Origin of the sequence: Lewinella sp. 4G2 (assembly GCF_001625015.1) — a bacterium.
Lineage (GTDB): Bacteria > Bacteroidota > Bacteroidia > Chitinophagales > Saprospiraceae > Neolewinella.
In genome coordinates this window covers 864,918-882,402 of the sequence record NZ_LVWJ02000014.1, presented here as the reverse complement: position 1 = coordinate 882,402, position 17,485 = coordinate 864,918, and the positions used below count along the sequence as shown (strand labels likewise).

Genomic DNA, 17,485 nt, shown 5'->3' with positions numbered 1-17,485 from the left:
ACGTACTGACTATCGGATGACCCAGGGGTAAGCCACCGTTCCCCCGCCAGCTTCCAGCACGCGCAATTGGTAGGTCCCGGCGGGCAGCGCGGAGAGGTCCGTCGTAAAACTCCGTTCGTCGGTAACCAAAGCATTGGCGGCAATGGTGCGCACGCGTACGCCGCGGGCGTCGAAGAGTTCCACCGTCACTTGTGTCCCGCATTTGGATTGTAACCTCACCCAGGCGGTGGCCGAACCGGGGTTAGGGGCGTACTGAATCTGACTGACGTTGGCCAGGCTACCCAAGCCGGACCGACCAGGAATAGCCGTGGAGACCTCCCTGAATATGGGCTTGAATTCCATCGCCTCCTTCACGTCAACGGTGATTTCGGCATCCATCGATTCGGAACCCAACTCCCAGTGGCTGAAGACGTAACCCTCCCGGGGGATGGCCGTGAGCCGGATGGGCACCTCCTCGAAGTAGTCGCCGGACCACTCACACTCGGTGATCGATAAGCTATTTAGTTGCACGTAACCTTCCTGCTCGTCGTCGAGCAGAATACCGACTTGGTGATAGGCGGGCAGACGGAAAAAGTCCAGGACGTGGCCCTTCACGGCGGCGGGGCGTTCGCGGAGGAAGCCGCGCATCTGATCTACCCGGACGGAAAACTCATCGGGCAGGTTCCAGCGGGCAAAATTGCGGGGCATCTCGGAAGCGATCCGGTCTTCGTTGGCGGAGAGCAAACTGTCCACGTTACTGAACAGGAAACGACTGTTCAACTCATCCGCAAACTGATTGATGAAGCGGTGGCGGAAGCCTTCGTTCTCCATGCACCGGCGCAGAAAGAGGGTAGAGATGGGTGGGTTCGGCCATACGGAAGGGCCCGCCGGGTCCAGCGCAAATTCAAAGCCGTTCACGGTGTGGGGGACGGTCCCGAAAAAATCCAGCCCGAAATCCGTATCGAAAAGGATCCACCGCCACTTAGCGCCCGGCCGTTGGGCCCGCCAGAATTTGATGTTGTTCACCGGCCAGTCGCGGTTGGCGTAGTAGATTTCGGCTACGTTGTATTTGATGTAGTTATCCACGTCAATCTCGCGCTCCACCCGGGCGAAATTATCCTCCTCTTGCAGGTCGTTATCCCGCACGAAACCGAAGAGGGCGCGGTAGTCCGTATTGCTGCCCTCCACTACGTTACCGGTGCTTTCCAAAATGTCTACTGAATCTGGATTGACCCCGTGGCGGCTGGCCAGAAAGTCCTCGTTCACCTTTTCCCGGAGGTTGTAGATGCCCCAGTACTGACCGTTGATGTAGGTAACGACGGGGCGGTAAGCCTGCACGTCCACGCCGGAGCCGTCCATCAAACCCGTCATGGTCGCGTCCCGGATCTTGGAGACCCGCCAGTCGTGGCCGGAGCTCCGCAGGACGAGGCTTTTGTAGGTATCGTAGGGGCGGTCCGTGAAGAAAGGGTAGTCCATTTCGTTACATCCGTAGCGGTTGCGGGCGTGGATGGAGAGCGAACGCTGGTCAAAACTTCGGCTATAAGCACCGAAGATCTGCAGGCCGACATCCTGGGAGAACTGCTCCCCGTCATCGGCGGGAAAGAAACTGAAGCTGGCGTCCAGCTCATCGTCCCGCCAGTAATTAGCGCCGAAATACGGCCGGTTGGGTTCCGCATCGAAGCCCTGCGCGTACAGCCCGGTAACGGGATTGAAAAAGGCCTGCGGGTCAACCACTATGGACACCACGTCCAGGTCGTGCCCCGGGTTAATGAGGTAGGTCCTGGTGACCAGCTCGCTGGGGAATTTCTCCCCGTCAAACAGCCGGGCCCGAACGACGGTGGTCTCCGTCAAGTCCAGCGGGCCGGTATAGCGGGGGGAATCTTTTGTCGGCTCCGAAGCATCCGTGGTGTAGTGGATGTCACCGCTACCGTCTGCAGTCAGTTCCAGGGAGAAGGGAGCGTGGAGGCCGCTTTCCCGGTTAAAATTCACCGTTCCGTTCACTTCGCCGACGTAACCCGGGGTCAGGTTGGCGGCGCCGGGGGTGGTCCGCTCGTAGGTCCGGGCCTCGCCGCCGGTGGGTGGGATGCCGGTGGATTGGTCGCGCTCGATACCCTCCACTTTTAAGCGGTCCACCCGCTCGCCGGCGGGGTTAAACAGGTAGAGGTTTTCACCGCCGGCACTGAGTTTGAAATTAGTGTGGGGGCCCCGGAGGTCGTAGCCCAGAATGGTTGGTGGCCGCTGCCCTTCCAGGCTCGGTTGGTTGTACCGCGCCGTCAGGAATGCCGATAGTGTCAGGTCACTCGATCCGGGTTGGGTGTTGTGCACCTGAATGGCCAGTACGTTCTCGCCGGAACGTAGCCGCCCTGCCGGGAAGGCCACGGGAAAAGCATTGGGCGTGCCTCCATTATTCATCCGCCGTTCGTATACCTGCGTAGCCTCTTCGTCGTAGCCCGGCCGGGTGCCCACCATGTTTGCGCGGGCAATTTCCGTTCCGTTGAGGTAGGCGACGAAACCGTCGTCGTAGTCCACGTTCAGGATCAGTTCTTCGATGGTGGCGGGGTCCGCTACGGTAAAGGTTTGGCGGACGAAAACGGAGAGGGTACCCGCATTCAGTTGGGTGGCGTAGTCGCCGTCACCGTAGCCAATACTCGTCCGGCCCCGCGTCCAGGCCGAGTCGTCGTAGTCGGTATTGACCCAATCTGTGCTTACGTCGCTGGTTGGTACCACGTACCGGCATTCGTCGCCATCGGCTACCAGCGTGCGGTAGGTGGGTGGCGCGGGGCGGTCCTTGCCGGATGCCCAAACGAGGAGGTGTTCGTCGGTACCGAGCAGGATGTTGGGGAAGGCCCATTTTCCAGGCTCATCCTCGTCGTCGGTCACCGTCCAGCCGGCCAGGTTAAGCGCCGGTCCGGTGTTCCGGAGTTCAAACCAGTCCGGGGTGTCTCCGTCCTCATCCTCGTACTGGCCGTTGGAGTTCACCGCTTCATTGAGCCGTACCTGAGCGCTGGCCGCGGTGGTGGCGAGGAACAGAAGTAGCAGCGTAGCAATTCTCAACATAATGGTTACGGATGGTAGCGGCCGGTAAAGATAGCGGACAACGGGGCGTCCTGAGCCCAACGAACGTTGCGCTTGGCATTGCCTCACTCACCAGCAATCATTAGGATGGCCTATTGACGGTCGGCCGACAGAGACCGGTGGGCGAAGGGACGCGTTTAGTCGCCATACGGCAGTTTGAACGGGTATGGGCGCTGCCGCAGGTGCCAGGCAATGGGTGGAGCGGGACTGGGCGAGAACGAACGCCACCACCTCCAAGCGGGTCTCAACTAATTTAGTAAATTGCACCTCCACACAACTGCATTAGTGCTTAGTTGGAATGCCGAACCTACCAGTTACGGACCAACTCAACCGATAAAACCGATCATCGAAATGAATTTTAACTCTCAGGGAGAAGAGCAGGTCACCTACGACGCCATCGTTGTCGGCACCGGTATCTCCGGCGGCTGGGCTGCCAAGGAACTGACGGAAAAAGGCCTCAAAACCCTCGTCCTGGAAAAGGGCCGCAGCGTCAAGCACGGAGACTACCCCACCGCCAATTTGGATACGTGGGATCTGGACTACAACGGCCGCGTCCCCCAAGCCGAAATCGACGAACATTACCCCAAACAGAACCGCACGGGCTACACCATCCGCCAGGCCCACAAGCACTGGTTCGTCAAGGACAGCGAACACCCCTACGACGACGAAAAGGCCCGCTTCGACTGGATGCGCGGCTACCACACCGGTGGCCGGTCCCTCATGTGGGGCCGCCACTCCTACCGTTGGAGTGAGATGGACTTCGAGGCCAACGCCCGCGACGGCCACGGCACCCCCTGGCCCATTGGCTATAAGGATATCGCCCCCTGGTACGACTACGTGGAAACCTTCGCCGGGATCTCCGGAGAGCTCCGGGGCCTGGCCCAACTCCCCGACGGTAAGTTCCTCCCCGCCATGCCCCTCAACTGCGCCGAAGACCACTTCAAAAAAGGCGTAGAAAAGAACCTCGGTTGGGCAGTTACGCCCGGCCGTGTAGCCCACCTGACTTCCTACAACCCGGACGTACACAAGGGTACCCGTGGCGCGTGCCAGTACCGGAACCGCTGTATCCGGGGTTGTCCTTACGGCGGCTACTTCTCCAGCGTGAGTTCCACCCTGCCCGTTGCCGAAGCGACCGGCAACTTGCACCTCCGCAACAACAGCTCGGTGTACAGCCTCATCATGGATAAGTCCACCGGCAAGGCCAAGGGCGTCCGCGCCCGCGATACGGAAACCGGAGAGGATCTGGAGTTCTTCGCTAAGGTCATCTTCCTCTGCGCGTCGGCCATCCCTTCTTCCTTCATCGTTATGAACACGGAGCACGAAGAAGAAATGAAAATGGACGTATCCGGCGAGCTCGGTGGCAACATTATGGACCACCACTTCCGCGTCGGTGCCAACGGCAAATTGGATGAGTACGGCGACAAGTACTACAAAGGCCGCAAGCCCAATGGGTACTACATCCCCCGCTACCAGAACCTGGGCGACCGGAAGAGTAAGTCGAAAGACTTCGTCCGCGGCTGGGGCTACCAGGGTGGCGGCAGCCGGACGAACTGGATGCGCAGCGTCCGGGAAATGGACGTCCAGATGGGCCCCGGCTTCAAAAAGGCCATCGTCGAGCCCGGCCCCTGGCACATGGGTATGACGGCCTTCGCCGAAACCCTCCCCTACACCGACAACAGGATGACCATCAACCGCGACGTCCTGGACAAAGACGGCCTCCCCACCATGAGCTTCGACGCTTCCTGGAAGGAAAATGAATACGCGATGGTGGAACGGATGAAGAACGACGCCGCCGAAATGCTGGAGGCCGCTGGCTTCAAGGACGTCAATACCTACGACGCCCACTCCTTCCCCGGCCTCGGCATCCACGAAATGGGTATGGCCCGGATGGGCTCCAACAAGCGCAATTCCGTCGTGGACAAGCACAACCGCCTCTGGGCCGCCCCGAACGTCTACATGACGGACGGTGCCTTCATGACCTCTTCGGCCTGTGTGAACCCCTCCCTCACCTACATGGCCTTCACGGCCCGGGCGGCGGACCACGCCGTCAAGGAACTCAAGAAAATGAATATCTAGATTTAGTCGACGAACCCAACGACTAATGATCCACTAAGACTAACATCAAGATGAACAGAAGAGACATTCTAAAATATACCAGCTACTTCGCTGGCGCCGCCGTGGCCGGCCCCCTTGCCTCCGCCCTACTCACGGGCTGTAAGCGCGACGAGGCCATGCTCGAAGAAGGTTATCAACCCGGCTATTTCAACGCTACCCAGTACGCCTACATCGTGGGCCTGGCCGATGCCATGCTGCCCAAGGACGAGTACCCCGGTGCCGTCGAAGTTGGCGTCCCCCAGATGATCGACAAGATGGTCGGCGACGTCTACTCCGAAGAAGACCAGGAAAACTTCACGAAGGGCCTCAACCGCCTCATGGAAAAGATGGACGCCGATAACCCCGGCGGCTTCGCTAAACTCGACCAGAAGGCAGCCCTCGTCTACCTCCAGGACCAGGACCTCCACTACAAGCAGGGCCCCCGTGGTGACGTTGACATGAGTGGGGAAGACGTCCCCCGCGAAACTTTTGAGCCGGGCGACGGGCCTTCCGCACGCGATGCCTATTTCGGCCTCAAGTCCATGATCATTGGCAACTACTTCAACACCCCCGAGGTAGCCGTTGAGTCTGGCCTGCTGGAATACCTGCCCGTACCCGGTGAGTACATCCCCTGCGGTGACCTCCAGGAATTGACGGGTGGTAAGGCCTGGGCTATTTAAGCCAGTCCTTTTTCGAATAGTAAGAAACGGTAGTGGGCAGTAGCTCTCTACCGTTTCTTCGTTTGGGCGCTGACGCGGGTGCGCAGCAAAGGGCAAGAAAGAGGGAGAGATTGTCTTCCTAATTGTGTAAGTAAACTTCAGGTTGGGATAAACCCCAACCTACCGGTGATGACGCGCTTGGGAAGTTGAAGCCACTCCGAGCGCCCGGTCTTCAACGAGTAGACACAGATTAATGCTAACGATTGGTACGCCCAGCCAATTCGGTAGAGGTCGGTCTCCAGCCACTTTATCCTAGGCCGGTTCCGGTAATTTGGGGAACTAAATCCGACTTGTCGCCTCCCTTCCCCAACGCTGGTTGGTCCCGTTTTATATCCCCGGCTCCGCACCTGCGTCCGCGCCCTGTTTCGTACTTTGGGCACCCTATACCTGAAACGAAGTGGTTTAGTTATTTAAAGATCGAGCATGAATTTTAATTCACAAGGAAAAGATGAGGTGACCTACGACGCCATCGTGGTCGGCTCCGGTATCAGCGGTGGGTACGCCGCCATGGAACTCTGTACCAAAGGCTACAAAACGCTCATGCTGGAGCGGGGCCGGATGGTCAAGCACGGCGAATACCCCACGGCCAATTTGGACACCTGGGACCTCGAATACCAGGGTAAGGTGCCGCGCGAAGAGATCGCCGCCCACTACTACAAGCAAAACCGCCTCCACTGGTGGGTGCAGCAGGACAATAAGCACTGGATCGTTAAGGACGATGAGCGGGATTACGACGAGATTCAACGCTTTGACTGGATCCGCGGCGAGCACGTCGGTGGCCGCTCCATCATGTGGGGCCGCCACTGCTACCGATGGAGTGACCTCGATTTCGGGGCCAACGAACGCGACGGTGTGGCCATCGACTGGCCGGTGCGGTATAAGGATATTGCCCCCTGGTATTCCTACGCCGAGAAATTCGTGGGGGTGCAGGGCAAAAAAGAGGGCCTCGCCCACCTGCCCGACGGAGAATTCCTGCCCCCGTTTGATCTGAACTGCGTGGAAGACCACTTCAAGCAGAAGGTGGAAGCGAAGTGGAACGTCCGCCGCATCACGCCCGGCCGGACGGCTAACCTGACCCAGTACATTCCGGAATTACACCACGGGACGCGCGGGCAGTGCCAGGCCCGTAACCGTTGCTGGCGGGGCTGCCCCTACGGTGGCTACTTCTCTTCGCTGAGCTCGACCATCCCCGTCGCTAACGATACGGGTAACCTGACCTTGATGGCGGACAGTATCGTCCACTCCATCATTTACGATGATAAAACGAAGGAAGCCGTCGGCGTCAACGTGATTGACGGCAATACGAAGGAGACCCGCGAGTACTTCGCCAAAGTGATCTTCCTCAACGCCAGTACCATTGGCTCGACGGCCATCATGCTCAACAGTAAGTCCGAGCGTTTCCCCGACGGTTTTGGTAACGACTCCGGCGAGTTGGGCCACAACATCATGGACCACCACTACGGCATGGGCGGTAGCGGCACCTACACCGGGCACAAGGACAGTTACAGCAAAGGGCGGAAGCCCAACGGGGGCTTCTACATCCCCCGCTTCCGTAACCTGGGGGACAAGGCGACGCAGCGGAAAGACTACATCCGCGGCTTCGGTTACCAGGGTGGGGCGACCAGGATAAATACCGTGAATGCGCCTTTGGGGCCCGGCTTTAAAAAGGCCATTACTTCTCCTGGAGACGACTGGTGGATCGGCGCCACCTGCTTCGGTGAATTGCTGCCCTACCACGAAAACCGCTTCTTCCTCCACGAAACCGACGTGGACCAGTACGGCATCCCTAAACTCGTATTCGACGCCGGGCTGAAGGAGAACGAAAGTAAACTCCGGGAAGACGGTGTAGCCTGTCTCGAGGAGATGCTCACCGAAGCCGGGTGCAAGAACGTCAAGGTCCACAACAACCCGACGGCTCCCGGCGCGGCCATCCACGAAATGGGTACTGCCCGGATGGGCCGCGACCCGAAGACGAGTGTCCTCAACAAGTGGAACCAGGTACACGCCGCCAAGAACGTCTTCGTGACGGACGGCTCCTTTATGACCTCCTCCGGCACCCAGAACCCGAGTATCACCTACATGGCCTTCACCGCCCGCGCGGTAGATTATCTGGACCGGACGATGAAAAAGGATGGTCGGTTGATGTAGTATCACTCCCAGTTTGGGGAGGATCAGAGATTGAGGAAGCCCCTTCGTAGTTCGCTGCGGAGGGGCTTTTCTACGTGGTTAAGGAGCGTTTTTGGCTTGCCTATTTATGTACGGCAGCTGACTTACCGCCCGGCTGGTGGAAGGGTTCGACCCCGGAAGCGGTGCCTTAATACTTCCCTAACTCAACCCTGCACCCCTTCCGCCGTGTTAGCCTTGGTGCAGACATGAAGGATAAAACCGTTCTCATCACCGGAGCCAACGATGGCATTGGGCGCGCTACGGCCGAGCGGCTGGCGGGGCGGGGCGCCCACGTCGTACTCGCCTGCCGGGATGACGCCAAGGCCCAACACGTGGCCAAAGCGATCATGGAATCAACGGGCAACCACAACGTTGATACACTGCCCATCGACCTGGCGAGCATGGCATCGATCAAGGCAGCTACGGAAGAGTTTCTTGCCGAGCACCCGAAGGTGGACGTCCTGATCAACAATGCCGGGGTGTATACCGACCGGCTCGAACTCAGTGAAGATGGATACGAATTACAGTTTGCGGTGAATTACCTCGGTCACTTCTTACTGACGCTGAATCTGCTGCCCGCCATTCAGTGCTGCCGCCACTGTACGCGGGTGATCAACGTCAGCAGTGCCCTTCACAAAAAGGGGGTGCTGGACTTCACCAATCTGAAGGGAGAAAAAAAGAGCTACAACGGCAGCGAAGCGTACGCCCAGAGCAAACTGGCCAACGTGCTGTTCACGATGGAATTGGACCGCCGCTTCGGTAGGGACCTGACGACGAATTGCCTCCACCCTGGGGTCGTCGGTACCCGCTTGGCCAACAAGAAGGCTGGTGCCTTTACGAGCGCGGTCTGGTCGATGTACAAACCCTTTGCCATCAAGCCGGAGCAGGGGGCTTCCACTTCCGTTTACCTGGCCACCAGCCCGGAGGTGAAGGATGTTTCGGGGCGGTACTTCGATGAGAATCAGTGCCTGCAGAAACCATCGGCGATCGCCCGAAATGAGCAGCTCGCCCGGCGCTTGTGGGAATACAGTGAGGCGGCGGTGGCGGACTTTCGGATATAGTGGTCCTGCTCGTCAGGGGAATTTCATTTTACTTCGGCGGGGCATCCCTTTGTGAGTTGGGCCGTTCTTTGGTCGTACTTTTGTTCCCCCACTTTGAGTGGCGATCCACGGGCTTTGGGTTGACGACTGTTTTAACCTACTTGCCTTGCACCCGCGTGAGCGCCCATCTTAAATTACTAGCATGCCGCTGGACCAAATGAACGTTGACGATTGGGAGCTGGACGAGAATGGCCGGCCCCAACCACCCGAGGATAAGGAGATGTCCTTCGTGGACCACCTCGAGGAATTACGCTGGCACGTGGTGCGCAGCCTCGTGGCCATCGTGCTGGGTGGAATTGTGCTCTTTTTATTTCGGGATTGGTACTTCGCCCGGGTGCTGTTCGGTCCACTAAAGACGGACTTCATCAGTTATGAGGTGATCTGTGAACTTACGGGTGGCAACCTTTGCATTGCGCCGGAGGAAGATATTTTGGTGCAAGCCATTGGGGTGGGGGAGCAGTTCATTACGGCGGTGAAAATGGCGTTCATTGGTGGGTTCGTGATTGCCTTTCCGTACGTTTTTTATGAGTTCTGGGCCTTCGTGCGCCCGGGTCTATACGAGAAGGAGCAGCGGGCTACCCGGTGGGTGATCCTGATCTGTTCCATCCTGTTCTTTATTGGTATAAGTTTTGGCTTCCTCGTGGTGGCGCCCTTCGGGATGTACTTCCTGACCAACTTTACCGTGGGTGGCGCGGCCAACATCCCGACGATGGATTCCGTCATTGGCTACATGACGATGTTCACCTTGCCAGCTGCGGTCATCTTCGAATTACCCGTGCTGATCTACTTCCTGGCCCGCTTCGGGCTGGTGACGGCAGCGGCCATGCGGAAATACCGTAAGCATTCCATCATCGGTATTTTGATCCTGGCCAGCCTGATGACACCGCCGGATATCGTGACGCAGATCTTGATCGCCGTACCACTTTACTCCCTCTACGAAATCTCCATTTTCGTGGCCAAACGCGCGCAGAAAGAGTATGAGGAAGACATCGGTGGCCCCATCGAGGACTGATAACGCTGGTAGACGCCGCTACTAAAAAATTGCCCGGTATCTTTGCCGGCCCGGCCGGAAACGGCTCCCAAATACTACTATTCGTATGTTCGTCATCCCTCCCTACGTTCGTTTTGCCCTCATCGCGCTGTGCCTCATTGGCGGTATTGCCCTCTGGGCGACGCTTGGTGTTTGGTACGGCATTTTCTTTGTCCTTACCGGCCTTATCCTACTGGCCGGGTACATCTTTTTGGGTACGATCGCCCCGGCGGCCCAGGCCTTCCAGACGCAGGACATCAACAAAGCGGAGCAAATCCTGAACCTGACGGCTAAACCAGAATGGCTCTACGGCCCCAACCGTGGCAACTACTACCTGCTGCGGGGTAACATCGCCCTGAGCCGCGAGGACCTGAAGACGGCCGAAGAGTGGATCAAAAAGGCGGAGCAGATGAACCTCGGCGCCACCGAAGGCGCGATGGTGAACCTGCAACTGTGCCAGTTCGAGTACCGCCGCCGGAACTTCAACGCCGCGAAGAAGTACCTCAAAAAGGTTAAGGAAGCCAAAATTACCATCCCCCAGTTCAAGGAGCAGATCGACATGATGGATCAGGCCCTGAAGCAATCCGGCCAGGTCAAGGCCGCCCAACGCCGGGGTGGGGGCGCCCAGAATACGGGCGGCTACGGTGGAAAGCGCCGCCGGCCCCGCACGCGGTAGGCAACACACTTATGCATAAGACTCCACTAAGTAAAGGTTAAGAGCCTCCTTCCGGCACCAGTGAATAGACTAGGCCCGGCCAATACGTCGTTACCAAACCTGTACCTTCACCCGCCCGCACCGAACACCACTGGTGTAGGCTTGCTTTAGGTGTCGTCCTCCCCTTTGCTCCAGGTGGAAGGTGGCGACTACCAACCGAATATCCCGCAGTATGCTCACAGGCTTTACCCTTCGTTCGTCTACCCTACTTTTTGCCCTCCTCTGCTCGGTAGCAGCCTTCGCACAGGTGCCGCACGCTATCATCCCCGGCGACAAACCAAGCACCTACCCCCTGGGCCAAAAAATGGACTGTAACGATGCGGGCGACGTTGAGGACTTCTTCGACTTCGACATGCAGAGCAACAGCTTCGGTGAAAACATCGACGCCAGTGACCGGGTAGATTTCGATGACCGGCCGGATGCCATCTACCTCTGCGCGCAGGACCGTTTCCGCATCAACCACGATGAGGGAACGGAAGACCTTTCCGGAGTACCGAATCAAACCGCATTTTCCGGAGTTGGGTGGGCCTTTTACGAATGCCCCCCCACCGTCAGCGGGCCTACCCGGGATGATATCCGAGCTGACCCCTGTGTGGCGAACGGTGGCCAATTCATCTTCACCGGTGAACTCGTCGTAGCTGTCCCGAATGGTAACCTGTCCGGTGACTACACCCTTAACCTTTTCAACAACTTCGCTACGGCAGAGGCTTTCGGCACGGATTTCCCCATGGGCGGCCGCCCCAGCCCGGTTGACTTTTACATCGCTCCCATCACCTTTGATACGGTAGTGAACGGTATTGCTTTCTATCAGGAAAATGGTCCGTGTGTCGACGTTGCCCTGGAAGAAACCTTCCGCGTCGTATACCTCAACGCCATCACGGTCGAAAATCTACCGGCCTCCAATTCCTTCTCCGGCTGCAACGGCTTCTTCAACGTACTGGGAGGGGAGCCTGAGTTTTCCGGCGATGCGAATTATACCATCACCATCGAAAATACCGTCACCGGGCAACGGGCGCAGTTGAACAATCCCGCTAATACCGTCAATCACAACGGGCTCGTGCAGTACCAGGTGCCAACGGCCGGTGATTACCGCATCAGCATCATGGACAACATCTCGTGTGAGTTGGAGACCGTCGTGGTATCCCACGCGGATGGTTGTAACGATCCGGTGACGATCACCTTCCCCACCGCCAGCGGCACGGCGGGAACGAACGTCTGCTTCCCTGTCACCGTAGATAACTTCACCGACGTCTCCGGCTTCCAGTTTGAAATGGATTACGACCCGGCCATCCTTACCTATACGGGTTCGACGAACGTCAACCCTGCCATCGTAACGGGTTTCCTGGAAAATGGACCTATGACTGCCGGTGGAAATCGCCCTCCGGGTAACGTGATTTACATCCTCAACATCATCGGTGGAGACGGTACGGCCGACATCCCCGACGGAGAAGTGCTTTTCGAGATCTGCTTCGACCTCATCGGAAACGGCGGCGACGTGAGCCCCGTCCGCGACGAACCTTCCGCTCCCGCCGAGTTCACCCGCTTGGACGGGCCACCAATGGGTACCACCAGCGATATCAACTTCAACAATGGTAACATCACCATCCTGGCCATGCAGTTCGGGATCGAGGTATCCAAGACGGATGAAGTGTGTGACATGGACGATAATGGAACCATCACGGTTGACGTGACCAATACTCCAGGGCCCATCACTTTTGACATTCGCAGCCTGCCAGGGGGAACCTTTATGGATGCCCGCACCGTAGCTACCGTCCCCGCTTCCACCACCTTCGATAATTTGCCCAACGGGATGTACGAAGTCCGGATCGTTAACGGTGCCGGCACGGAGGAATTACGCCCGGTCACCATCAATCAAGGGCTAAGCCTTGACCTGGTCATCCAACCACTCAACCGGCCAACCTGTAACGGTGGGGATGACGGAGCCATCCAGGTCCAGGTCTTTGCCAACAGCGTTGAGGTGAATAACCCCGTAGCCGCCGGTTACACTTTCTCCTGGGAGGGGCGCACGGAAACGAGCAACGTCCTGACCGGGCTGGAGTCCGGCTCTTACGAGGTGACGGTGACCTCGCCCGAGGGGTGTATGACGGACGTCAGCCAGTTCCTGGGCCAACCGCTGCCCATTACGGTCCGGCCGGATAACCCCGCCGATGCCGTCAGTGCCGCTACCTGTGACGGGGCGGCGGATGGCTCTATCACCATCACCGCCGACGGTGGCGACGGTTCCTTCGACTTTGCCTGGCCAGGAGGCTTGGGTACCGACCTTAATACGACCATGTCCAACCGCACCGGACTTCTGCCCGGTAGCTACGCCGTTACGGTTACGGACCAGTCCGGCTGTATGACCACCTCCAACTTTACGGTGGACGCTAACAAGAGCCTGCTGATCACCGAGACGCTGACCAACGTTCAGTGTTTTGGCGCCAATGACGGTATCATCGAGGTAGTCGGTAGCACATCCGGTGCGCCGCAGGTGGGTAACTTCTTCTTTACCCTGATCGAGCTATCCTCTGGCATTTCCAGTGCCGACGTAGAGGTGACGGATATTACCGTACCTACCGCTTTTGACGATCTGGGCCCAGGCATGTATTCGATTACGCTGCGGGATGAGGACCCGGCCGGCTGTTCCTTTACGGATACTTTTGAAATTACCTCTCCCGAAGAGTTGGTCTTCGACGAAGACCTGGTCATTCGCGACGCGACTTGTATCCCCCAAATGGGTGGGGAGGCAACGGCGGCCGTCTCCGGTGGAACGATGCCTTATACCTACCGTTGGACGAATGATAGCCTCGACATGGCTTTTGACACCATTACCCCCGGGCCCTTCATTGACGGTCTCGAACCCGACTCCAACTACGTCCTTTTCGTTACGGACGCCAATATGTGTGAGATCCTCGATTCCTTCCGAATCTCCGCACCAGCGGCAGCGCAAATTGATCCGATTCCGCTCAGCTTTATTTCTTGCCCCGGCGATACGGACGGCATGCTTACCGCGACGATCACCCCGCCCCCCGGCGAGACGGTTACGGGTATTGAATGGTTCCGGTTGAATCCGGATTCTACCTTCGTCGACCCCGATAATCCGATTGGTAGCAACGCTACGATTAGTGATCTGGCCATTGGGCTGTACGGCATCGTGGTGACCACCTCCAATGGTTGTGAAAACGCGCAGATTGGAATCGTGGCCAGCCCGACCCCAGTGGAACTCCTCAGCGTCACACCCGTCAACCCCACCTGCCCCGGAGATGCGGACGGTAGCCTGACCTTCACTGCGAGTGGCGGTACACCTAACATGGATGGGACCTACAATTACGAGTACAGCACCAACCCTGGCGTAATTACTCAGAACAATGTCCTCGGTGGTCTCTCCGCAGGGACTTACTCGGTAACCATTACGGACGCCAATAATTGTGAGCCAGCCTTTATGGACTCATTCGTACTGGAAGACCCCGCGGCCATTACCGGCACCTTTACGACAACACCCGTCTCCTGCCCCGACGATAACATCGCGGACGGTCAGGCATCCTTCTCCGCCGCTTTCGACGACGGTACGCAGGGGATGTTCACGTTCAACTGGTCCAATGGTTTTTCCGAGATGGGTAACTCCAGCACCGTGACCGGCCTGGCGCGCGGACCAATATCCGTGACCGTTACGGACGGTACCTGTACGGAGGTATTTACCGATGAGATCACCAGCCCGGAACCCTTCGCGATCGTGCCCGTCTTTACTCAGGTGAGCTGTAACGGCGCCGCGGATGGATCCATCGTACTGACCGAGGTGACCGGCGGTACGGGCGACTACACGTTTAGCTGGACGGGCTTCCCGGATACCGACAACAGCCTGGAAAATCTACCCGCAGGCACCTACGAAGTGGTGATCACCGACGAAAATGGCTGTAGCCCCGATCCGTTCGTCTTTACCATCATTGAACCGGACGTGCTGGACCTGGCCATCGATTCGACCATGTCGGCTTCCGTGACTTGCTCGGGAGAATCCGACGGGATGATCACGGTATTCGTGAATAGCGTCAACAACAATGACCTTGGGGATGCGCCGTATACCTGGTCGGGTAACGTTGCGGACCCTTCCTCCAGTACTGCTACCGGCTTACCCCCCGGGAGCTACGGCGTCACGATCACCGACGTGAATGGCTGTCAGGATAGCGTGCGCTACGACATCAGCGAGCCGGACCTGATCACGTTTAACGTGCTACCGATTGAGGAACCCCTCTGTTTTGGCCAACCTACCTCCGTATTTGTAGATAACGTGGCGGGTGGAACAGCGACCGGGCCGGAGGATTACACTTTCTCCGTCAACAACAATGGCTTCCGGGTAGGTATCGACCAGCCGGCGGATGCCTTTGCCGGTGAAGTCATCGTTACCGTATTTGATGCGGCGGGCTGTTCGGCGCAGCAAATCCTTACCGTCAACCAACCGCCGGAGATCGTGATCAGCCTCCCCGAAGAGATCACCATTGAGTTGGGGGATACCCTGACGCGCTTCAACCCGATCGTCAGCCCGGTCGGCGATGTATATAGTTACCTATGGACGCCAGCGACCTTCCTGAGCGCGGATTCCATTCGTAACCCGATCGTCTCTCCATTCAGCGACCAGGCTTACGCACTGCAGGTAACCAATAGCAATGGCTGTTTGGCCTTTGCGGACATCTTCGTCAACGTCGATGCCAACCGCAACGTCTACATTCCCAACGTATTCAGCCCCAACGGTGATGGCCGCAACGATGACTTCCGGGTCTTCGCCTGCCAGGGCGTCACGCGCATCTCCGACGTGCAGATTTACGACCGCTGGGGTGGTCTGGTGTACCAGGAAACTGAGGTGCCCCCCAATTGCCTCGACGGCATCAGATTGTGGAATGGGAACGCGGCGAACAATAAGCCCGTCAACCCCGGTGTATTCGTGTACATGGTTCGGGTGGAGTTCCTGGACGGAGAATCTCTCCTCTACCGGGGCGACGTTACCGTTCTCAAGTAGTCTATAGAGTCTCATTTCTGCTGCTGACCTTCAGAGGGCGCTGCCGCGGGTGCCAAAAAATTGGTGACGCGGGACGGATCGTCCTTGTTGAGGACCAATTCTAGCACCAAAAGCTGACTTTTCAAACATTTTTCGTAATCTTAAAAGTTACACTTTAGGTTTTTACACCTAAATAGGGAATTTATTTGCCATTATTTTCGAATACTGTTGTGCATTGTTTGATTTGTGTTTATATTTGTAGCCTAACAAAACAAGTTCTTTTAACAGCAGTATTATGGCAGATAAGAATAAAGAAACCGCCGCTAAGCTTAAAGCACTTCAGATGACGATTGATCGTCTCGACAAGGCTTACGGAAAAGGTACCATCATGCGCCTTGGCGAAAGCGAGGCGGCAAACATTGAGGCTATCCCAACGGGATCCCTCGGCCTCGATGTCGCGCTTGGCATCGGTGGTTTCCCCAAGGGCCGGATCATCGAGATCTACGGCCCTGAATCTTCGGGTAAGACGACATTGGCGATCCATGCCATCGCCGAATGCCAGAAGCGCGGTGGCATCGCCGCCATCGTTGATGCGGAGCACGCCTTCGACCGTTTCTACGCCCAGAACCTGGGAGTAGATACCGACAACCTCCTGATCTCCCAGCCGGACAACGGTGAGCAAGCGCTCGAGATTGCTGAAAACCTTATCCGCTCCGGCGCCGTCGACATCCTTGTCGTTGACTCCGTAGCCGCCCTCGTACCCCGCGCGGAGATCGAAGGTGAAATGGGTGACTCCAAGATGGGCCTCCAGGCGCGTCTGATGAGCCAGGCCATGCGTAAACTGACCGGTACGATCGGTAAGACGGGATGCTGTTGCATCTTCATCAACCAGCTGCGCGAAAAGATCGGTGTCATGTTCGGTAACCCCGAAACGACCACCGGTGGTAACGCCCTCAAATTCTACGCTTCCATGCGGATCGACATCCGCCGCTCCGGTGCTGCGATCAAGGACAAGCAGGGTGCCGTCATTGGTAACCACGTGAAAGTGAAGGTGGCCAAGAACAAACTGGCGCCCCCCTTCCGGATCGCTGAGTTCGACATCATGTACGGCGAAGGCATTTCCAAAGTAGGCGAGATCGTCGACCTTGGTGTGGACCAGGATATCGTGAGCAAGTCCGGCGCCTGGTATGGCTATGGCGACGCTAAGATTGCCCAGGGCCGCGAAGCCGCCAAAATCTTCATGCAGGACAACCCCGAGGTAGCCGATGAGATCGAAACCAAGATCAAGAACCGCCTCATGGGCATCACCGAAGAGGAAGAAGCCGAACTGGAAGCCGCCAAGAACGGCAAAGGCAAAGCTGCTGACGCTGCGGTGTAAAGTAACCTGGAGTAGAACTCAACGCTCCAGAAGATGCTGAATACATGACTAATGCCCCCTTCCTGTTTGGGAGGGGGCGTTTTGTATTTAAGCGGATAAGTTGAAGTAGTTACCTGGGATTTGCCTTCGGTAATTTGTTTCGCAAAGAAGTTTAGGGCGGTAGAGAAGACTGAGAAGCGCACGCTACAACAACTTCTCTTTCGTCTTAATCATCCTTATCTCCTTTGCGAAATAAGCGC

At 57.5% G+C, this 17,485-nt stretch carries 9 protein-coding genes; 8 read left to right on the top strand and 1 reads right to left on the bottom strand.

All coding sequences use genetic code 11. The features are described from left to right. Positions 1-9: 9 nt before the first annotated feature. Positions 10-3,036 (bottom strand): CotH kinase family protein, encoded by a 3,027-nt coding sequence (locus A3850_RS04985; protein WP_068214785.1) that lies wholly within the window; start codon positions 3,034-3,036, stop codon positions 10-12. Positions 3,037-3,405: 369 nt separating this feature from the next. Between A3850_RS04985 and A3850_RS04980 the strand changes: the two genes are divergently transcribed. The 8 genes from A3850_RS04980 (at position 3,406) to recA (ending at position 17,246) form a co-directional block, all read left to right on the top strand. Next, on the top strand, positions 3,406-5,130 hold the full coding sequence (locus A3850_RS04980; RefSeq protein WP_068219435.1) for a GMC oxidoreductase: 1,725 nt from the start codon (positions 3,406-3,408) through the stop codon (positions 5,128-5,130). Positions 5,131-5,180: 50 nt separating this feature from the next. Further along, positions 5,181-5,828: a gluconate 2-dehydrogenase subunit 3 family protein gene (locus A3850_RS04975; protein ID WP_068214784.1), complete on the top strand. Its 648-nt coding sequence runs from the start codon at positions 5,181-5,183 to the stop codon at positions 5,826-5,828. A gap of 462 nt (positions 5,829-6,290) precedes the next feature. Further along, entirely contained in the window at positions 6,291-8,015 is a 1,725-nt protein-coding gene (locus tag A3850_RS04970) for a GMC oxidoreductase (RefSeq protein WP_068214783.1), read from the top strand. Positions 8,016-8,239: 224 nt separating this feature from the next. Further along, positions 8,240-9,094, top strand: a complete 855-nt coding sequence (locus A3850_RS04965) for an SDR family oxidoreductase (RefSeq protein ID WP_068214782.1) — start codon at positions 8,240-8,242, stop codon at positions 9,092-9,094. 181 nt (positions 9,095-9,275) lie between these two features. Next, positions 9,276-10,145 carry a twin-arginine translocase subunit TatC gene (tatC, locus tag A3850_RS04960; protein ID WP_068214781.1) on the top strand — a complete coding sequence of 290 codons (870 nt, stop codon included), beginning with the start codon at positions 9,276-9,278 and terminating at the stop codon, positions 10,143-10,145. A gap of 85 nt (positions 10,146-10,230) precedes the next feature. Continuing rightward, positions 10,231-10,839: a lipopolysaccharide assembly protein LapB gene (locus A3850_RS04955; protein ID WP_068214780.1), complete on the top strand. Its 609-nt coding sequence runs from the start codon at positions 10,231-10,233 to the stop codon at positions 10,837-10,839. Positions 10,840-11,050: 211 nt separating this feature from the next. Continuing rightward, positions 11,051-15,889, top strand: coding sequence for a gliding motility-associated C-terminal domain-containing protein (locus A3850_RS04950; RefSeq protein ID WP_082921628.1), 4,839 nt, complete (start codon positions 11,051-11,053; stop codon positions 15,887-15,889). Positions 15,890-16,163: 274 nt separating this feature from the next. Next, positions 16,164-17,246, top strand: a complete 1,083-nt coding sequence (recA, locus tag A3850_RS04945) for a recombinase RecA (RefSeq protein WP_068214778.1) — start codon at positions 16,164-16,166, stop codon at positions 17,244-17,246. Positions 17,247-17,485 lie beyond the last annotated feature (239 nt).